This window comes from Hyphomonas jannaschiana VP2 (assembly GCF_000685215.1).
In the GTDB taxonomy this organism is placed as follows: Bacteria; Pseudomonadota; Alphaproteobacteria; order Caulobacterales; family Hyphomonadaceae; genus Hyphomonas; species Hyphomonas jannaschiana.
Map to the genome: position 1 here is coordinate 1 of NZ_ARYJ01000008.1, position 18,816 is coordinate 18,816.

At 63.3% G+C, this 18,816-nt stretch carries 22 protein-coding genes; 5 read left to right on the forward strand and 17 right to left on the reverse strand.

All coding sequences use genetic code 11. The features are described 5' to 3' along the window. From HJA_RS12555 to HJA_RS12565, 3 genes are all read right to left on the reverse strand, one after another. The coding region (locus HJA_RS12555; protein ID WP_051597657.1) for a redoxin domain-containing protein at nucleotides 1-602 on the reverse strand (602 nt) is incomplete at its 3' end. A gap of 33 nt (nucleotides 603-635) precedes the next feature. Continuing rightward, nucleotides 636-2,729 carry a protein-disulfide reductase DsbD family protein gene (locus HJA_RS12560; RefSeq protein ID WP_035582850.1) on the reverse strand — a complete coding sequence of 698 codons (2,094 nt, stop codon included), beginning with the start codon at nucleotides 2,727-2,729 and terminating at the stop codon, nucleotides 636-638. Nucleotides 2,730-2,888: 159 nt separating this feature from the next. Next, nucleotides 2,889-3,689 (reverse strand): SapC family protein, encoded by an 801-nt coding sequence (locus HJA_RS12565; RefSeq protein WP_035582851.1) that lies wholly within the window; start codon nucleotides 3,687-3,689, stop codon nucleotides 2,889-2,891. Nucleotides 3,690-3,798: 109 nt separating this feature from the next. Here HJA_RS12565 and HJA_RS12570 point away from each other — a divergent pair, with 109 nt between their 5' ends. Beyond that, nucleotides 3,799-5,679, forward strand: coding sequence for a DUF885 domain-containing protein (locus HJA_RS12570; RefSeq protein WP_035582853.1), 1,881 nt, complete (start codon nucleotides 3,799-3,801; stop codon nucleotides 5,677-5,679). Between the two features lie 104 nt (nucleotides 5,680-5,783). Continuing rightward, nucleotides 5,784-7,487 carry a vWA domain-containing protein gene (locus HJA_RS12575; RefSeq protein WP_081814686.1) on the forward strand — a complete coding sequence of 568 codons (1,704 nt, stop codon included), beginning with the start codon at nucleotides 5,784-5,786 and terminating at the stop codon, nucleotides 7,485-7,487. Nucleotides 7,488-7,493: 6 nt separating this feature from the next. Here HJA_RS12575 and HJA_RS12580 read toward each other — a convergent pair whose 3' ends face one another. The 3 genes from HJA_RS12580 to HJA_RS12590 form a co-directional block, all read right to left on the reverse strand. Further along, entirely contained in the window at nucleotides 7,494-7,868 is a 375-nt protein-coding gene (locus HJA_RS12580; protein WP_155839975.1) for a hypothetical protein, read from the reverse strand. Between the two features lie 97 nt (nucleotides 7,869-7,965). Next, nucleotides 7,966-8,301 (reverse strand): DUF2794 domain-containing protein, encoded by a 336-nt coding sequence (locus HJA_RS12585; RefSeq protein ID WP_035582857.1) that lies wholly within the window; start codon nucleotides 8,299-8,301, stop codon nucleotides 7,966-7,968. A 304-nt stretch (nucleotides 8,302-8,605) separates the two neighbouring features. Then, nucleotides 8,606-9,253 (reverse strand): COQ9 family protein, encoded by a 648-nt coding sequence (locus tag HJA_RS12590; RefSeq protein WP_051597659.1) that lies wholly within the window; start codon nucleotides 9,251-9,253, stop codon nucleotides 8,606-8,608. A gap of 116 nt (nucleotides 9,254-9,369) precedes the next feature. On the opposite strand from HJA_RS12590, the gene rpsU reads away from it, so the two are divergent. Then, entirely contained in the window at nucleotides 9,370-9,591 is a 222-nt protein-coding gene (gene rpsU, locus HJA_RS12595; protein WP_035582858.1) for a 30S ribosomal protein S21, read from the forward strand. Between the two features lie 70 nt (nucleotides 9,592-9,661). Here rpsU and HJA_RS12600 read toward each other — a convergent pair whose 3' ends face one another. From HJA_RS12600 to HJA_RS12610, 3 genes are read right to left on the reverse strand one after another with little or no spacing between them, the layout of a single operon-like run. Beyond that, a complete protein-coding gene (locus HJA_RS12600) occupies nucleotides 9,662-10,408 on the reverse strand; it encodes a hypothetical protein (RefSeq protein WP_035582859.1) in 747 nt (248 codons plus the stop codon). 27 nt (nucleotides 10,409-10,435) lie between these two features. Further along, complete coding sequence (locus HJA_RS12605) at nucleotides 10,436-11,818, reverse strand: ABC transporter permease (RefSeq protein WP_035582868.1); 1,383 nt, start codon at nucleotides 11,816-11,818, stop codon at nucleotides 10,436-10,438. Beyond that, on the reverse strand, nucleotides 11,815-12,792 hold the full coding sequence (locus tag HJA_RS12610; RefSeq protein ID WP_035582869.1) for an ABC transporter ATP-binding protein: 978 nt from the start codon (nucleotides 12,790-12,792) through the stop codon (nucleotides 11,815-11,817). The genes HJA_RS12605 and HJA_RS12610 overlap by 4 nt, the downstream gene beginning before the upstream one ends. 117 nt (nucleotides 12,793-12,909) lie before the next feature. Here HJA_RS12610 and HJA_RS12615 point away from each other — a divergent pair, with 117 nt between their 5' ends. Further along, the gene (locus HJA_RS12615) at nucleotides 12,910-13,170 is read left to right on the forward strand and encodes a TraR/DksA family transcriptional regulator (protein ID WP_051597660.1); all 261 of its coding nucleotides are present in this window, start codon (nucleotides 12,910-12,912) and stop codon (nucleotides 13,168-13,170) included. Here HJA_RS12615 and HJA_RS12620 read toward each other — a convergent pair. The 4 genes from HJA_RS12620 to HJA_RS12635 form a co-directional block, all read right to left on the reverse strand. Further along, entirely contained in the window at nucleotides 13,163-13,465 is a 303-nt protein-coding gene (locus HJA_RS12620) for an aa3-type cytochrome c oxidase subunit IV (RefSeq protein ID WP_035582871.1), read from the reverse strand. The two genes, HJA_RS12615 and HJA_RS12620, sit on opposite strands and share 8 nt — an antisense overlap. A 103-nt stretch (nucleotides 13,466-13,568) precedes the next feature. Next, nucleotides 13,569-14,012, reverse strand: a complete 444-nt coding sequence (locus tag HJA_RS12625; protein ID WP_035582872.1) for a DUF1178 family protein — start codon at nucleotides 14,010-14,012, stop codon at nucleotides 13,569-13,571. 18 nt (nucleotides 14,013-14,030) lie between these two features. Next, on the reverse strand, nucleotides 14,031-14,291 hold the full coding sequence (gene grxC / locus HJA_RS12630) for a glutaredoxin 3 (RefSeq protein WP_035582877.1): 261 nt from the start codon (nucleotides 14,289-14,291) through the stop codon (nucleotides 14,031-14,033). Nucleotides 14,292-14,322: 31 nt separating this feature from the next. After that, nucleotides 14,323-15,093: a ComF family protein gene (locus HJA_RS12635; RefSeq protein ID WP_155839977.1), complete on the reverse strand. Its 771-nt coding sequence runs from the start codon at nucleotides 15,091-15,093 to the stop codon at nucleotides 14,323-14,325. Between the two features lie 103 nt (nucleotides 15,094-15,196). Here HJA_RS12635 and HJA_RS12640 point away from each other — a divergent pair, with 103 nt between their 5' ends. Beyond that, entirely contained in the window at nucleotides 15,197-15,997 is an 801-nt protein-coding gene (locus HJA_RS12640) for a methyltransferase domain-containing protein (RefSeq protein WP_241764356.1), read from the forward strand. Nucleotides 15,998-16,004: 7 nt separating this feature from the next. Here the strand turns inward: HJA_RS12640 and HJA_RS18400 are convergent, their stop codons facing one another. Genes HJA_RS18400 through HJA_RS12655 form a run of 4 tightly spaced genes read right to left on the reverse strand, consistent with a single transcriptional unit; the run spans nucleotide 16,005 to nucleotide 18,787 of the window. After that, nucleotides 16,005-16,181: a Flp family type IVb pilin gene (locus HJA_RS18400; protein WP_081814687.1), complete on the reverse strand. Its 177-nt coding sequence runs from the start codon at nucleotides 16,179-16,181 to the stop codon at nucleotides 16,005-16,007. 10 nt (nucleotides 16,182-16,191) lie between these two features. After that, complete coding sequence (gene mutT / locus HJA_RS12645; protein WP_035582880.1) at nucleotides 16,192-16,596, reverse strand: 8-oxo-dGTP diphosphatase MutT; 405 nt, start codon at nucleotides 16,594-16,596, stop codon at nucleotides 16,192-16,194. Then, a complete protein-coding gene (gene argJ, locus HJA_RS12650; RefSeq protein ID WP_035582881.1) occupies nucleotides 16,593-17,840 on the reverse strand; it encodes a bifunctional glutamate N-acetyltransferase/amino-acid acetyltransferase ArgJ in 1,248 nt (415 codons plus the stop codon). Before argJ ends, mutT begins: the two co-directional genes overlap by 4 nt. Beyond that, nucleotides 17,837-18,787, reverse strand: a complete 951-nt coding sequence (locus tag HJA_RS12655; protein ID WP_051597661.1) for a peptidylprolyl isomerase — start codon at nucleotides 18,785-18,787, stop codon at nucleotides 17,837-17,839. The genes argJ and HJA_RS12655 overlap by 4 nt, the downstream gene beginning before the upstream one ends. Nucleotides 18,788-18,816 lie beyond the last annotated feature (29 nt).

Genomic DNA, 18,816 nt, shown 5'->3' on the forward strand with positions numbered 1-18,816 from the left:
GGCTCGCCCGCCGTGAGGCTGGTCAGGGCTTCGCGTACATAATTGGTGGCGGTGGCGATGTCGGCGACATTGGCCGACGCGATGGAGTCAATGGCGCCCTGATAGGCGACCCTGCCCTGCGGGCCGATGACATACATGTGCGGCGTGGTCTTGGCCTTGTAGAGGCGGCCCAGCGTCCCTTCTGGGTCCAGCAGGATATGGGCCGGTGCCGCATGATGCTGCTCCGTCCACTGATTGGCTGTTTCGGCATCGACATGGCCCTGCTTGCCCGGCGCCGATGAGATGACCGTCAGCCAGACGGTGTTATCGGCCGCCGCATCAGCCTGCAGGCCCTGCATGTTTCCGGGCGGCTGGGCATAGTGCTTGCGCACGAAGGGACAGCCCTCATTGGTCCATTCAATCACGACGGTGCGGCCGGCAAAGTCCGACAGGGAAACCTCCGCGCCATGGGAGTCCATGGCCGTGAAATCCGGCGCAGGCTGGCCGACTGGAAGCCCGGTTTCAGCGCGAGCTGTAGAGGCAATCAGGGCGCCCGCCGTCAGGACGACTGCGGCCGCCATACCGGCAGCCAGCGACAGGTTGCGCTGGTTGAGATTGATCATGCGTCTCTCGTGTTCTCTTGCTTACCGCCCGGCTCAGGGATTGACCGGCAGGCTGGTGACAAGGCCCGGATTGAGTATCTCGGGCAGAACCTGCGGCTTCTCCGAACCGGCAGGATACCACAGATACATCGGAACGCCTGCGCGCTGATGCCGCGCCAGTTCTGCCGCGATGGCCGGATCCTTCCGGGTAAAATCCGCCACCAGGAAGGCCACGTCATTGGCCTCGAAAAATTCGTGGACGGCTCGGGATTTCAGCGTCGTGGCCTTGTTCACCTGACAGGTCGCGCACCAGCTGGCGGTGAAATCGACGAACACCGGGCGGCCTTCAGCGATCATGGACTGCACTTCGCCCGGGCTCCACGTTCCGGCGTCATACTTCGCCGCATAGGCAGACGATCCGCCGATGGCCGGCACGGGGGCCATGGCCCGTTCGGTGACGCCATAGAGTGCCAATGCCAGCGTGACGACGGCGAGAATGCGCGGCAGGCGCGCCTCGCGCTGCCAGAGCCAGGCGGCAAAGGCGATGGCGACCGCGCCGGCAGCGGTCCACGCCACGGCGCCGGACCCGGCCAGATCGCCCAGCACCTTCGCCAGCCAGGCCGCCGTCAGGAACATCGGGAATGCGAAGAATTGTTTCAGCGTGTCCATCCACTTACCGGGGCGCGGCAGCAACCGGTAAAGGTTCGGCACGAAACTCAGCACAAGGAAGGGCAGCGCCAGGCCAAAGCCCATGGCGAGGAAGAAGGCGAACACGACCGGGGCAGAGTGCCCCATCACTGCGCCGAGGCCCACACCCAGGAACGGGCCGACACAGGGCGAGCCGACAACGGCTGCCAGGACACCTGTGAAAAAGGCGCCCGCATCCCCGCCCCTGTCCGCAAGGCCGGAGCCCAGATTCTGGAGCGAGGTGCCCAGCTCGAACATGCCCATCAGCCAGAGGCCGACCGCGAACATGACGAGGACAAGGATCGCCACCACCGGCGCGCTCTGCAACTGGAAGCCCAGCGTGATCGGCCCGGTCGCCGCCCGCAGGGCGACAATGACCGCCGCCAGGACGGCAAAGGAGATCAGCACGCCCGCCGTGTACCAGATGCCATGGCGGCGCACTTCCCCGGCCTGTCCGCCGGAAACTGCCGACACCATGCCGAACGCCTTCATCGAGAGGACCGGCAGCACACAGGGCATCAGGTTCAGGACGAGGCCGCCGAGAATGGCCAGCAGGATCAGTTTCCACGCCGCCACTTCCAGACCCGGCATGCCGCCGGCCGGACCAAGCCCGCTCGTATCCGGCAGAGGGGACCCTTCGACGGCGCTGATCCGGTAGCCCGTGCGCCCGCCGCCTTCCTGCTCGACAACAACCACGCCTTCGAGCGGCTTCGACACCGCCGTGATGTCCGCCGCGCTGAGCGACAGCGTGGCCCCGTGGCGGCCGAGCTCGACCGGCTGGCCGGCCGGGTGCAGGATGTCATGGCCGAAGGGGAAGAAGCGGATCGAACGGACCTTGCCGAACCCGCCATCCATGCGGAGGCTCAGCGACCAGTCGAGGTTCTTCTTCTGGACGCGCGCCTCCCCCGGAAACGGTACGTCACTTTTCGCGATCCATTTGCCGATCAGTTCGCCATTACGGATGTTTTCTGCCGCCTGATCTGTTTCCAGCGTCAGCTTCACATGCGCCTGTTCCGGCACGCAGGTGTCTTCGCAGATCAGATAATCGGCGATGACGTCCAGCGTCACCGGGCCCATGGCATTGTCCGGAATGGTGACCGGGAAAGGCAGGACGACCGCGCCGTCATAGCCATAGTCCATGATCTCGCCTTCCACGACCGGCAGCAGGTGCGGCACCGGCCAGACGATGTCCCCCACCGCATCGGGGCGGATGTCGCTGGCAGGCTGGACCAGCACCTGAGGCGGCAGGCCCGCATCCCCGGCATTGCGCCAGTAGACATGCCAGCCATCGTCGAGATCCATTTTCAGCGCGGCATAGATGGTCTCGCCCGGCAGGGCGGCCTCGCGCTCGGAAATCAGCTCGACCCGCGCATGCCCCGCATCGACAGGCGCAGCAGCGGCGGCCGGAAGGAAGACAAACAGGGCGCTGAACAGGGCAGCCAGGCAGGCGGAGAATTTCATCGGGCAGGTCCGGTTTCTTGGAGTTGCCGCCCATATGCCCGCAAATGTCTTACGAAAGAAGGGCCTCGCGGAAGCGTGAAGGCAGTTCACGCCTCTCCCACCCAAGAAAAAAGGCGGCCACCGGGGCCGCCTTCAATCTTCTTGCGCAATGTGTACCGATCAGACGTTGGCCGGCTGCGGGTTCGGCGACACCGGAATACGCATGGCACGCTGGATGACACGCTGCCAGTTCAGCAGCGACACCATGTGCGCATAAATTGCTCCGATGGCGCCATTGTTCTTGAGTTCCATGAATTTGGCATCCGGAAGCGCGTTGAAGCGCTCTTCGGAGATTGCCCAGTAGTCAGCAATTTTCTGCTGCGGGCCGGCTTCGGTGCCGTCCGGGTTGCGCGGCTGGAAGGTGACCGTCTTCTGCTCGAACAGGTCGAGGTCGCGGATCATCTTGACGAAATCCGTCGTCGCGCGGCGCTGACGCTCAAATTCCTTGCAAAATTCAATGGCATCGTTGGTGAACTGGGTCGGCTGGCCATTCTCGAAGAAAGGCACTTCCGGCTGGTTGGTCACCATCGGCGCCTGGCGGTCGACGCAGAGGATCAGGCGATCGGAAGAATCGTCAGACGCGAAGACGAACGGATAACGGCGGGCGAAAGCCGGCACGTAATAGTCTTCCACGATGCGGCCATCGGCGCCGACATAGAGGTTCTGGCCCTGGCGGATGCCCATGACGGCAACCGGCGTGCGGTCATCACCGACAAAGATCACCGGGAACGAGCTGGCGCACAGGCCGAATTCGGTGACGGTCACCGGGATGGCGTGCGCTTCGCGCATGAAGCCGAACGGCTGGTCGATCTGCTTGACGCCGAGACCGGCGTGTTCTTCCGGAGACAGCGGCTGCGGCTGCTTGTAGAAAAGGACCTGACCTGTAAGGGCCGGTTGGCCTGCTGCGGGAGGCGTGTTCACGTGTGTCTCTCCGATCTGGGATAATTGGGCGTTTGCCTACCGGAAATAAACACTGGCTACAACTCCCGAACCAGCGTGAACTGCAGTGAGAGCGAAGTAAAAAACTGTCATGAAATCCACGTCTGACACGCGTTTTCTGATCCGCCGCCGCAGCGTGCTTGCCGGGCTCGCCGCCGGAGCCTCGCTCGCGGCCTGCGGTCCGCAGGTCGATGATGCCGGCACGCCCCGGCGCATCGCGCGCGAAGTGGACCAGACGCTACAATCAATTGCGATGACGGAACTGGCCGCCGATCCGGAACTCGCCACCCGGCTCGGCCTGTCGGAAGAGGCGGTCGGTTACCCGTTCAACCGCTACCTGACAGACCGGTCGCAGGCGGCCTATGAGCGGCGCCGGGTCAGCCGGCTGGAGATCCTGGAAGTCCTGGCTGCCACCCCCCGCCCTGCCGAGGGCAGCCCGCAGGCTCGTCACCTCGATACGGTCACCGCCGCCTATGAGACCGCTGAAACCCTGTTCGTCTCCGGTCACGGCCAGACCGGGCTGGGTGTTTCCTATCCCTATGTCATGGACCACATGCGCGGCGCCTATATCGATGTGCCGGACCTGTTGAGCCGTGCCCATCCTGTCCGGTCTGCCGCCGAAGCACGTGCCTATGTCGACAGGCTCGCCCAGTTTGCCGATGCGATGGAAGACGAACGCCGGCGTCTGGAAGCCGATGCCCGCTCTGGCATCCTCCCGCCGGACTTCATCCTGGCGCGCATGCGGGACGTGGCCCTGAAATTCGCCGAAGGCCCGGCCGACACGCATGTCCTGATCACGACCTTGGAAAGCCAGCTGTCCGGGCCGGAAGACATCAGCCTCGAAGAGGCCGAGGACATCCTGATCCGTGCCAAACGCCTTGTCGGGCAGGAAATCCAACCAGCTTATCTCCACCTGGCCGACGCCTTCACCGCCCTGCAGGCCGATGCCCCGTCTCAACCCGGCGTGTGGCAACAGGCCGATGGCGACGCCTATTACACCTCTGCCCTGCAGGCCTACACCGATCAGGGCATTTCCGCCGAAGACCTGCACGTGCTGGGGCTCAGCGAAGTGGACCGGCTGACGGCGGAGCTGGAGCTCGCCCTCTTCGAGGCGGGCCTGACCGAGGGCAGCGCGGCAGAGCGCCTGACCCTGCTGTCTGCCGAGCCGGACCAGATCTTCGATGCGACACCGGAGGGACGCGCCGCCCTGCTGGCCCTTATGCAGACCTATCTCGACCGGGCCGAAGCCGCGCTGCCCGGCATCGTCTCGACCGTGCCGCGCACGAAAGTCGCGCTGCGTGCGGTGCCGGAATTCCTGGAAGCTTCCGCTCCTGCGGCCTTCTATTCGGCCGCCCCGGCCAATGGCACCGCGCCCGGCCTGTTCGAGATCAACCTTGCTGACATGACCGACTGGCCGGCCTTTACGCTGGCGACGCTGGTCTTCCACGAGACGGTTCCGGGGCACCATCTGGAAAGCGCGCTCACGGCCGAACAGGCGCGCCTGCCGCTGATCCGGCAGATGATCTGGAACGTGGCTTATGGCGAAGGCTGGGGCGTCTATGCCGAGACCTTGGCGGACGATGTCGGACTATACCATGACGATCCGCTTGCCAGGGTTGGCTATCTCCAGTCCATGCTGTTCCGTGCCGCGCGCCTCGTCGCCGATACCGGCATTCACCGCATGCAATGGACCCGGCAGGACGCGATCGACTATCTCGTCACCGTGACCGGGCAGCCGGAAGGACCAATGGCGCAGGAAGTCGACCGCTACACGGTCTGGCCCGGTCAGGCCGCGGCCTACTGGATCGGCCGTAAGCGGATGCTGGACCTGCGCGAACGGGCCGAGCGCGTGCTGGGACCGGATTTCGATTTCGTCGAATTCCATGACACGATCCTGACCGGCGGCCCGCGGCCCCTCTCGATTCTCGAGGAAGACATCGCACGCTGGTACACGGCAAAGATCCGCAAATAGGCCCGGAAATTCCGGCTTCCGCCCGAATTGTCCCAACACCGCCTAATTCCCGCCACGACCACCTTGCCATTCTGTCATGATCGAGACGCAGGTGGAGGACAATCATGCGCAACAAGACTTTAGGACTGGTGATGGCAAGCGTGGCAGCGGCAGCGCTGCTCACGGGATGCGCCAATGAGACAGGCGGTAGCACGACCGAGATTGCACAGACGCCGCCACCGCCCGCTCCTCCACCGCCGCCGCCGGCGACAGTCCAGGCCGAGCAGAGGGTCGCCATGAGCGGCGCCATGAAAGCAGGCGATTATGCGGCTGCAATGCCGCCACCCCCTGCGATCATGGCAGCCCCCGAGCCGGAGTTCCGTGACAAGTATGAAGATGTCGATCCGAACCCGGTGAAGCTGGTCAGCGAGGAGCCGGTTTCGACCTTCTCCATCGATGTCGACACAGCCTCCTACGCCAATGTGCGGCGCTTTCTGAAAAGCGGCGTGCTGCCGCCCAAGGATGCTGTGCGCATCGAGGAAATGATCAATTATTTCGACTACACCTATCCGCAGCCGGAAGCCGGCGCCGACCCGTTCGCGACTTATGTCACCCTTGCCCCCTCCCCCTTCGCCGAAGGCCGCCAGCTGATGCAGATCGGCATTCAGGGCCGCGATATTGACCGGGACGCCCGCCCGCCGGTGAACCTGACCCTGCTGGTGGATGTCTCCGGTTCCATGCATTCGGAAGACAAGCTGCCGCTGGCCAAGCAGGCACTGAAACTGATGCTGGATCAGATGGACCCGCAGGACACGATCTCCATCGCTGTCTATGCAGGCGCTGCCGGTGAAGTGCTGGAGCCAACACCGGTCAGCGAGAAGCGCAAGATCTATGCAGCCCTGGAAAACCTTCGTGCCGGCGGCTCTACCGCGGGCGGCGAAGGCCTGCGCCTTGCCTATTCGCTGGCCGAACAGGGCCTGAAGAAAGATGCGGTGAACCGCGTAATGCTGCTGACCGATGGCGACTTCAATGTCGGCATCACGGATTCCGAACAGCTCGAAGACTTCATCTCCCGCAAGCGCGAGAGCGGTATCTATCTCTCGGTCCTCGGCTTCGGGCGCGGCAATTACAATGATGCGCTGATGCAGAAGATCGCCCAGACGGGCAATGGCACGGCGGCCTATGTCGACACGCTGAGCGAGGCGCGCAAAGTGCTGGCCGATGATCTCGGCGGGAACCTCTTCCCGATCGCCGACGATGTGAAAATCCAGGTCGAGTTCAATCCGGCGCGCGTCGCAGAATATCGCCTCATCGGCTACGAGACGCGGATGCTCGACCGGGCGGACTTCAACAATGACAAGGTGGATGCCGGCGACATCGGCGCAGGCGCCAGCGTGACCGCCATCTATGACATCACGCCCGTCGGATCGGACGCGGCCCAGATCGACCCGCTGCGCTATGGCGACGCCGCGAATGCCAGCGACCGGAAATCGGGCGAATATGCCTTTGTGAAACTTCGCTACAAGCCGCCGGGCGAGCCGGATTCCATCCTGCTGACCCATGCGGTGACAGATGCAGACAAGGCAGACAGCCTGGACGCTGCCCCGCAATGGGTGCGCTTCGCGACGGCGGTGGCCGGGTTCGGGGAAATGCTGCGCGGCGGCGAGGATCTCGGTGCAGGCTTTGGCTGGGAAGAGATCCGGAATCTCGCGGCGGGCGCGAAGGGCGAGGATGAATTCGGCTACCGCGCGGAATTCATCGAACTGAGCCGTCTGGCGGAAACGGCTGAGGCGCAGGCGGCGCTGAACCGGCCTGCGCCCGAACAGTAAGGGAAATCAGGCAGCGAGGCCGGTTGCGGCTGGTACTCGCTGCGATTCCTTCGCTTCCGGAACCTCGCGCGGGTTCAGGAACACGGGGCTGAACCCTTCCTCGATGTCGGCGACCATGCATTTGCGTTCGCGGGCATCGAATTCGAGGGCCAGGAACACGGCCGTCGCACCGTAGCGCTCGGCCTCCGCCAGGGCCCAGATGGGCTGCAGGTCATGCGGGCGGCCGGTCAGCTCCATCACGCGGATGATGCGCCAGCCGAACGAGTCGGGGGCTGCGAAGATGACGGCGCCCGGGCTGCGGGCCCATGCGGCGTCCTTTGGAACACGCTGGAAGTCCCATGCCTTGCCAGAGCGTCCCCGAAAACTGACTGAGATGTTCATGTTCATGCTCCGTTCCAATGAGCATGTTCCTATCTTGTTCTCATCTTGTTCGCAAGAAGTTTTTAGTAAACAAAGGGTTAACGCCGCGCCTGTGGAATTACTTCACGACGGTGAAGCGCTTGCGGTCGAAAACCCGTAATACCTGCTGCAGGTCGCGGCCCCGGCGCAGGACCTGGCCGGCCTGTCCGTACACCACATACTGGCCCTGCATGTTGGCGAGGTGGGGCTGTTTCTCGATCCGCCAGGTCGGATTTTCCGCGTGGCGGCGGAAGATTGCGAAGATGGCGTGGTCCTTGTGCATGCCGATCGCGTAGTCACGCGCCTCGCCTGCCATGACCAACCGTCCGTAGACGTCGAGAATCGGACGCATCTCGGTTTTGTGGAAAGCGATTCGCGGCTCGCTGGGGGGCCGGCGGGAGGGAAATTCGCTCATTTTCTCTATTTATGACTCCCCTGTAATGCGAATTGGGTGCGGGAAAGCTCGCCTAAACGTCTTTTAATCTGAATTCGGGGGGAAACAGCAGGAAATGCGGCAATCCTGCCACCTTTCGGTCTTGCTTGCGCCCCCGCACACAGCCATCTTTGACTTGTCGGACGGAGGTGACCATCTAGCACCCCGGACCCATCAGCCCCCCCAGCCCCCTGGGGCGCCAGATAAACTTCTGTCCGACACACTTCCCCAAAAATCGAGTGCCCAAAAATCGAGTGCTCAAAAACCGGTTGCAAGCCGTCTCCGCTTAGCTGCGCGCGCCTGGCGCCTTTTTGCTATTGGGCCCTTTTGACCCGATGGCGTCAAGCAGCGGCCCGAGGATCTTGCCGGCCGTCCGCCCCGCGCCCGACACCTGGGCAAGGCGGCGGGCGATATATTCGTCCAGATCTTCCTCAGACGGGTTGTCCAGCCAGTACAGCACGATGGGCGGCAGCACAGCGGTCAGCAGGCCGCGCTTGGAATAACGGTTATAGTCCTCTGCCGTGTCGCCTGCAGCGTCCCAGATAAGATCGGCCACGGCCCAGCCGCGTTGCAGCGCTGGTCCGGCATTCCATGGCACCATGCCGCGCGAAACCGCCCGGCGGACCGCTTCCCTGTGGGGCTCCAGCGCCTTCAGCCAGGCGAGGACGCCGGCCTTCACCTTGTCCGGCACGCGCATGGCGGAGAGATCCTGTGCGGCCAGGTCTGCCTTTGCCGCCTCGCCTGCGTCCTCGAAAAACCCATCAATCAGGTCGATCACGCCGCGCGGGGCCGCAAGGGCGCGTTCACCCTCGCCAAGCCCGGCCTGACTGGCCGCTCGGGCCGCAGCGGCCTCTGTCCAGCCGTCAAAAGCGACCTCTGGCAGCAGGGCATCGAGCCAGCGGCGGCGAAGTTTCCGGGAAGGTGTGACAGTCATGACTGAACTCCATAGCAAAGGGGGGCTTGGCCAAATCCCTTTTCACGTGATATAGCGCCCTCTTTCCGGCCTGTCTGGCCGACACAAAGTCACAATCGGGGCGACGCCCCCAGCCAATGGAGAGTACCATCGTACAGATCGTCGTCCGCGATAACAATGTTGAGCAAGCCCTGCGCGCTCTGAAGAAGAAGATGCAGCGTGAAGGCCTGTTCCGCGAAATGAAGGCCCGCCAGCATTTCGAGAAGCCGTCCGAGAAAAAAGCACGCCAGCGCGCAGAGGCCGTCCGCCGCGCCCGCAAACTGGCCCGCAAGCGCGCCCAGCGCGAAGGCATCCTCTAGGACGCTGCTTTTATCGCAAGATAATCAAAACCCCGTCAGAGCGATCTGGCGGGGTTTTTGTTTAGGGGGCTCAGTCTGTTGTTTGCGAAGCGGGATGTCCGCACTTTTCCAGCGCCTGTTCAATGACCGCCGTATTTACCCCACGCCCCACGACATGCGCGCATCCGCCCCCAATATTCTGGGCATAACCAGCTTGCATACAATGCTCGAAAACTGCGTCGCGGTATTCTTCCAGGAACGCATTCACACACATTCGATCATCGGCCGAAAGGCTATTGTGAAGGTTGTCAATGCGATCGAGTTCCTGGGCAGTAAACTCCTTCTGCGGAATGCGGGGGTCCTCCATGAGATCTATGACCTCGAACCCGACAAGACGGTTTATGAACCGGTCGGATTTCTGATCGAGTGCCCTACCGAATTTGATCTTCAGATAGGTCCCGGGCTCGATCTGCGAAAGCGACTGCACGAGGGCCTGTCTGCCCGTGAAGCCAATCATCAGGTAGCCGCCCTCCGCAGAATCCAGCTCCACGGACGACGTGCTGCCATTTCTTTCCCCCACAGACCTGAATTTCTCAAGACGGCCATAGTAGATCTTGGTTGGACTACTTTGGAAGGAGGCTCCGTTCGCAGAGAACCAACGCATCGGATAAAAAAAGGCATTGTAGATTGGCCGCATCGGATGCGAATTCGGCTCCACGGGCCTTTCATGCGGTCGGATAAGCCCGCCCCTGACCAGATAGAAAGACGATACATACAGCCCGACCGTGAGCGTCAGAAGTCCGAGACAGTATATGAGAGCCGAGAACATCTTTTTCATATCTGTCCCTCCATCGTTACGCAGATCCTAACCCGCCTTCTTCCACCCCATACCCTTCAGCATCTTGCCGAGGTCGCCGATGCTGGCGCCGTTGACAGCCCCGGCGCGGTAGACGCGGACGGAGACCCAGAGCACGGCGAGCGTCGTCACCACCATCAGGCCCATCTGCAGGGCGACTTCCCACATCGGCGGATCATGCGGCATGCGCAGGATCAGCAGGAAGGGCGTGAACACCGGCACCCAGGTCGCCACGTCCACCACGGGCGAGCCCGGATCCTGGAAGGCGATGAAGATCGCGAACATGGGCAGCATCAGGAGGATCATCATCGGGCTGAGCAGCGTCTGCGCTTCCTGGATCGTGTCGCAGAGGGAGCCGAGCGCCATGAAGATCATGCCATACATGATGTAGCCAAGCACGAAGCTGACCAGTGCGGGCAGCAGGATCTGCGGGCTGGCAGCCGTCGACAGGAAGGGGGCGATCATGTCCCCTGCCCCCGGCACCTGCGACGCAAGGAAGGCTGAGCCCGACAGGGTGAACAGGCCCCAGACCAGCATCATGGTGGACGTCACCGCGAACACGGCCAGCAGCTTGCCCGCCAGCAGCTCCGGCATGCGCACGGAGGTCAGCAGCGTGTCGAAGATCTTGTTGGAGCGCTCCTCGATCGTGCCCATCAGCAGGTACTGAATGATGGAGAACACCATCAGCCAGAGGAAATAGGCGAGCGCTCCGGCGACATAGACAGGTGCCTTGTCGGCGAGCGTGACTTCCGCCCCGGCCGATGCCTGCTCGGCCACGGTGCGGATCCGCCGGGCCGGCACGTCGACGGCGGCATCGTCCGCATTCTGGATGAAATCCGGATCGAGCCCCGCCGCCTCCAGAGCATGCTTGCGCGCAAGGCGGCGTACGGCATCCTGCGCCTCGTAGCGCAGCGAATTGATGCTGACATCGTCACTCCAGTATTCGAGCGTCTTGCCATCGGCGGACAGGATAAGAGCCGCAAACAGCGGCTTGTCGCCCTGCGGGCCGAACACGAGCCGTTCGCCCAGCAGGTAGGGCCTAAGGCCATCAATGTCCTCTGCGGGCGGCGGCACTTCGATGAATTTCCGTTCCCGGAGCGACTGCATCGCGCCATTCTGCGCCGCGCCCTCCGGCAGCTGCATCTGCCCGGCAATTTCCTGCGCCATGGCAGCGGCCTCGCTGCGCGCAAACTCCGCATCTATGGCTTCGGCGAAGACCTTTCCGGGCTCGATGACGGTGTAATAACGGATGGGCGAAGACTGCGCCGCGAACAGTGCAAACAGCGAGCCGACCAGCATCAGTGCCGGCACGGCTGCAAGACTCAGCCAGAAGCCCCAGGCCTTCACATAGCCCAGATAATCACGCCGGAAGATGAGATAGATATTCCTCATTCGGCAGGCACCCCCTCTTCCCGCTCAGCAGGCGGATCATCGAGAGCCGCTGCCTCAGCCTCACCGACCAGCGAAACGAACACGTCGCGCAGGCGCGCTTCGTCCGGCGCAAAGCCTGTGATCGGGGCGCCGGCCTCAATCGCGGCCCGCAGCGCATCCTGCGGCCCGGCGCCTTTCGGCAGGGCGATCCGCCAGGCATCGCCATGGCCCCGGTCTGCGGCGCGGTGGGCTTCAAACCCTTTCGGGGCGAGCGCGGCGGCGAGGTCGAAGCCCGGCTCGACTTCCAGGCTCGCGCCCTTGTCCAGCGTCGCAAAGGCTTCCGGCAGGGTACCGTCGAAGACCTTGCGCCCCCGGGCCATCATCACGATCCGGTCGCAGAGGCGTTCGGCATGTTCCATCACATGGGTGGAAAACAAGATCGTGGCCCCGCGCGCATGTTCTTCGCGGATCAGGTCTTCCAGAACCTGCTGGTTGACCGGGTCGAGCCCGGAAAAGGGCTCGTCGAGGATCAGGAAATCCGGCTTGTGGGCCAGGGTCGAGAGGATCTGGACCTTCTGCGCCATGCCCTTGGACAGTTTGGAGACGCGGGTATTGCGGAACTCGCCCAGACCGGTCGAGTCCATCAGTTCGTTCGCGCGGGCCTTTGCCGCCGCAGCGCCAAGGCCTTTCAGGCGGCCGAAATAGGCAATCGTGTCGCGCGCGGTCATCTTCTTGTAGAGGCCGCGTTCCTCCGGCAGGAAGCCGACCCGCCGCAGCGACAGGATATTCGGCGCCGCCCCGAACAGGCGTACCTCGCCCTCATCCGGCGGGATCACGCCCAGCGACACGCGCAAACTGGTCGATTTGCCGGCCCCGTTCGGGCCCAGGAAGCCGATAATGCGCCCTTCCGGCACGTCCAGTGACAGCCCCCGGACGGCGGTGAAGCCGCCAAACCGCTTGGTCACATTTGTCAGGACGAGGGGGGACTGGGCCATCCGTGTCTCCGAATCCGTATGAAAATCGCTCGCTTTTCACGAGAGTCGATATGGCAACCTACTCTTTGGCCCGGCGCGTCTTGCCAACCCCTTAAAGCCGACGCAGCATGATTTCCGATGAAGACAAATGTTTCCCTTCGTGCACCTTCCGGTCTGGGGCTGGCGGCAAAGGAGTGCGGGCCGACGGCGCGCATGAGCCTGCAGTCCTATGCCCGCAAGCTTGCCCGGATAGAGGCCGCCCTCTCCCGGATGGACAAGGGATGCTATGGCTTCTGCCTGACCTGCGAAGGGCGCATAGGGCTACACCGCCTCGAGGCCGATCCGGCCGAGGCGATGTGCGAAACCTGCGATTCAGGCAAAGACGAAGACGTCAGATAAAGACGCCGAACAGCCAGATCATGAACTGAACGAACAGGCCGGTGAGCAGCAGGATCACCAGCGTCGCATACCAGCGGCCGCCGAGATTCAACACAGCGCCGGCTCCGATCCCCACGAGGGTCATCAGTCCGAGGGAAACCGCCCAGTGAAGGCCGATAGCTACAGCCAGGATGGCATGGCCAAGAATCAGCGCCAGAATCAGGCTGCCCCAAGTGGTTCCCTTGATGAATCCGTCCCAGGTGGCTTTCTGGTCGTGGATGTCCATTTCGCCGTGGTGGTATTCGCTGGCAGCCATTTAGGGCTCTCCCCGTGAAATCATTGCTGCCTGCCGTATTATCGAAGGCAGGCGAAGGGTCAAGCGGATGATGGCGCCCGTATTGCCGCAGATGGCAGCTTTGTCAGTTCAACTGGCCTTTTGGCTTGGGAATGGGCGGCGTGAAGGGCTCCGGCAGCGGCGCGGCGGGCACGCCCTCTTCCTTCAGGGCCTCACGCTCTTCCTCGGTCGTCTCGCCCCAGATCGGACGCTCGTCCTGTTCGCCATAATACATGGAGCGGGCTTCTTCGGCGAAATTGCTGCCGACATAGTCAAAATTCTGCGCCACATGCTGGCGGGCCTTCTCCGCGAAGGCGGCAAACATCTTTTCCGGATCTGCCGGCGCGTCCTTCTTCTTGGCCGCCGACGCCACGGCCGGGGCCATGATCTGCTTGTCCACGCGGGAGGAATTGCACGCCGTGCAGCGCACCTGGCGTTTTTCCTTCAGAGTCTCATAAGCCGAGGAAGAGGCGAACCAGGCTTCGAAGTCCTCGTCACAGGCCTTGCAATGGAGTGCGTAGCGGATCACCGGTCAGCGCTCCTCGCCTCAGGGCTGCGCCAGCATCGGGTCCAGCTTGCCGGCCCGCTCAAGCGCCATCATGTCGTCGCAGCCACCGATATGGTGCTCGCCGATAAAGATTTGCGGAAAGGTCCGGCCACCATTGGAACGCTGGACCATCTCTGCCCTTTTGTCCGGGCTCATGCCGGCATCGATTTCTTCGAACTCGACTTGTTTCTCCCGCAGCAGCGAGACCGCGCGCGAGCAATAGGGACAGAAGGCCCGGGTGTAGATCGTGACTTTCGCCATGGGGATAAGCTCCTTGGAACCGTTACACGAATTATATGGTGACGTCGGTTTCGCGTACAACGCGCGCCAGCACCAGAACATCCACTTGCCGCGCCCCTGCCCGCCTCAGGGCACGCGTGCACGCCCCGAGGGTGGCACCCGTCGTCAGCACGTCGTCGATCAGCAGGACGCGTTTACCCTGGATATGTCCGGCACGGTTCGGGCGCAGTGCAAAGGCGCCAGCCACATTACGCCGCCGCGCCCGGGCCGAAAGCCCGCCCTGCGTCGGCGTACGGCGGGTCCGTTTCAGGGCGTCCACGACCATGGGTACGCCGGTCCGCCGCGACAAAGCCCCGCCAAGCCAGGCCGACTGGTTGAACCCGCGGGTGGCGAGACGGCCATAATGCAGGGGCACCGGCACGATCACATCTGCTTCATCCAGCAGGGTCCGCCCGGCCTGCGCCATCCAGCCTGCAAACGTGCCCAGCCCGTCGCGCCGGCCGGAGCGTTTCAGGTCCAGCACCAGGCGCCGGGACGCGGGGTCGTAAACGAAAGCCGCCCGGGCACGGTCCCAGCGCGGCGGTCGGGCAATACAGACTGCACAGATTTCGCCCTCGTCCAGCTCCGCCCCCAGCGGCGTGCCGCACCGGTCGCAGACAGCGCCGCTCAGGAAATGGATCTGGCTGAACTCATGCGGGGCGAGAGGCCCCTTGCCGAGCCCGCGTTCCCGGCTGACCAGGGAGCGCGGCGGCCACAGGAAATCCGCGGCATTCCGCAGAAAGGCCTTTGAACGGCTCTGCCGCTGCTCCATATCGCGTGCCATGACGCCCGCTGCTCCCCCGCGCCTTTTCGATCGTGCCCGTGTTGCGCGCAACCGCGACCGGGCAGCCCCCTGTTATAATGATTATGCGTTCCTGAAGGAGCGCGTGTCGAGAGACATCGCAGACCGCGTGCAGGATACGCCGCGTCAGTTTGAGCGCGCGCTGGACCTTGGCTGTCATGATGGACGCCTCGCTCGCATCCTGAGTGAGACCGGCCGGGTGAAGGACATCGATGCCGGGGATTTGTCGCCTGCAATGGTGGCAGCGGCACAGGCTGGCGGCACCGAAGCCCGCATTCTGGATGAGGAAACCCCCGCCCTGCCGGAGGATCGCTACGACCTCGTCGTCTCGGCACTTTCGCTGCACTGGGTGAATGACCTGCCCGGTACGCTGGTGCGACTACGCCAGGGCCTGAAACCGGACGGCCTGTTCCTCGGCGCCCTGTTCGGAGCCGGCACGCTCAGCGAACTGCGCGAGTGCCTGATGGAAGCGGAAACGGAATTGTCCGGAGGTGTCTCCCCACGCCTGTCCCCCCTGCCTGGTCTGAAGGACATGGCCGACCTGATGCAGCGGGCGGGCTTTGCCCTGCCCGTCGCTGACCGTGACACGGTGGTGGTGCGCTATCGCGACCCGGCACGCCTTCTGGCGGACCTGAAAGGCATGGGGGAACAGAATGCGCTGGCGCCGGGCATGATCCGGCCGCTGCCGCGCGCCGTGCTGGACCGGGCGCTCAGCCTTTACCGGGAACGCCACGCCGATCCGGACGGCCGTGTCCGGGCGAGTTTCGAGATTGTCCATGTATCTGGCTGGGCACCGGCGCCTGGCCAGCCACAGCCCCTGCGCCCCGGCTCAGCCAGGGTAAGCCTCGCCGAGGCCGTACGACGTCAGGGCCAAAGCGGCAAATAGAAGAAAATCAGAGACCGAAGCCGTCAGCCGCCTTGTTAAGCGAGCTGCCGGTGGATGTCCCGACCGCTGCCAGGCCGCCAACAATGGCCAGACAGATAATGCCTGCAATCAGCGCATACTCGACAGCCGTTGCCCCATCCTCTTTGGAGAGGAATTGCATGAACTCTTCACGTGCGGCTCTCATGGTCCCTCCGTCACTTCTCCCCCCGAAGAACCTCGAACAGCGGAATATCCGCCGGAGGGGCCGGGTAGTCTGACAGGTTTGCCGGAGGAACCCATGCGATGGCCTGGCCTTCGCTTGGATACACTTCGCCTAACCATGCCTGACACTTGTAGAGTGGCATAAGAAGATGAAAGTCAGGGTAAGTGAAACTCGCAAAAGTTATGGGCTGGAGTTCCGATTCCTTAACCGTTATCGAGAGCTCTTCCTGAAGCTCCCGCACGAGGGCAGCCTCAGGCGTCTCGCCCGGCTCGACCTTCCCGCCGGGAAACTCCCACAGGCCCGCCAGTTGCTTGCCTTCCGGTCGCTGCGCCAGCAGGATTTCGCCTTTGTCGTTATAGAGGGCGGCCGCAACCACCAGGACCAGACGATGACTCATGTCCGGTAGGCGCCATTGATGTCGACATAGCCATGCGTGAGATCGCAGGTCCAGACGGTGGCGGAATGCTCGCCCGCGCCAACATCCACGCGGATCGTGAATTCCGGCTGGGCAAAGACGGCGCTCGCCGCCTTTTCGCTGTAATCCGGCTTGCGCGCGCCATTCACGGCGACCTGGACGTCATCGAACCAGATGGCGAGCTTGGTGGCATCGATCGGCTCCAGCGACTTGCCGACCGCCATCACGATGCGGCCCCAGTTCGCATCGCCGGCCGCCATGGCGGTCTTGATGAGAGGCGAATTGGCGATTTCGCAGGCGATGATCTTCGCAGACATCGGTGAGACCGCGCCATCGATCTGGATGGTGACGAATTTCTGCGCCCCTTCTCCGTCCTTCACGACGAGCTGGGCCAGTTCAAGACAGACCGAGTGCAGCGCCATGGCCACCGCATCGAGGCGCGGGTCATCCTTCGACGTGATCGGATCCATGCCCGACTGGCCGGTCGCGAACACCATCAGTGTGTCGGAGGTCGACGTATCACCGTCCACGGTGATGGCGTTGAACGTCTCATTGGTGATGTCTTCCAGCAGTTCCTGAAGCACATCATGCGCGATCGCCGCATCGGTGAAGATATAAGCCAGCATGGTCGCCATGTTCGGCGCGATCATGCCGGAGCCTTTGACGATGCCGGCGAAGTTCACATCATGCCCGTCGATGTCCATCGACATGCCGGCACCCTTGGCAAAGGTGTCCGTCGTCATGAAGGCCCGGGTTGCCGCTTCCCAGTCGGGCGGACCAAGCTTTGCGGCAAGATCGGGGACGAAGGCGCCGACATAGTTCGGATCGGCCAGCGGTTCGCCGATGACGCCGGTGGCGGCCAGGTAGCAATGCTCCTTCGCGACGCCCAGCGTTTCGGTCATCGCCTTCAGCGTCGCCTCATTCTTCTCCTGCCCTTTTGGACCGGTGAAGGCATTCGAATTGCCTGAATTGGCAACCAGCGCCCGCGCCACTCCGCCCCCGGTCTGCAGCGCCTGCCGGCACCAGAGGACATCCGCCGAGGCAGTCCGCGAGATTGTGTAAACGCCAGCGCAGGTCGTGCCTTCATCAAAGGCGAACAGGAAAACATCGTCACGCGTCACGCCGCGCTTTGCGTAAAAGCCGCGCGAACCCGTGGCGGCGCGCACGCCCTTCACCTCAGGCAGTTTCGGGAAAGGCGTCGCAAAGGGCGATGGGGTGAGATTCAAAGTTCTGTTCCTTCAGGGGCCGGGCTGTCTTCGGTACCGGTTTCGGTGTCGGGAAGCCTGTAAGGCGTTGCGCCGTCAGCGTCGAGCCCCGGTTCACCCTGCTGGATCTGCGCCTCTGCCTTGAGGCGCCGCACGATCTTGGCGACCTGTTCCAGCGTCAGGAAAGTGACGATGTCGGGCCGCATCTCCTCGCGTGTTTTCGGCGCGCGCGACCGGCGGTCCTTCACTTTCAGGATGTGCCAGCCATCGGCCGATTCAAAGGGTGGTGCGACCTCACCCTCCCCCGTATTGGCGATCACCAGCGGGAAGGGCGCAGGTTCGTCATTTGGGGAAACATAGCCAAGATCCCCCTGCTCCATGCGCGTGGCCGTATCGAGAGAATTGGCACTGACCAGGCTTTCAAAGCTTTCGCCGGCCTGGATCCGGTCAAACAGCGCCTGCGCCTCGTCCTGCGTGGCGACGAGAATGTGCGCGATGCGGACCTCATCGTCATCCTGCTGCAGGGCGACCTGTTTCTGGTACATCGCCTCGATCTGGTCCTCTGTCACATCTTCGGCGACGAGGTTTTCGACCAGAAGGTTGCCGAGAATGCGTTCCTCGGCCATCTCAAGACGGCGCCGGCCAGCCGGGTCCTTGTCCAGCCCGCGCCGAATCGCCTCCTGGGACATGAGCTTTTGCTCGATCAGCTGATTGAGAACGGTGTCATATTCCGGGTCGCCCCGTTTGACCTTCTTGCCGGCCGGAACGAGGCCCCGGGCCACCGCTTCCAGCTCCACATCGCTGACATAGATTTTCTCGCCATTGACCGTCGCCGCTGTTGCGCCTTCAACGCGCACAGGAACTTCCTCCTCCGGTGGCGGGCTGCAGGCCGCCGCCGTCAGGATCACAAGTCCGGCAAACAGGATACGCGGGCTGACCCGCAAAGCCTTCAGATTCAACACAGTCATCACTCCAGCTGTCTGATGGCGCCGCATTG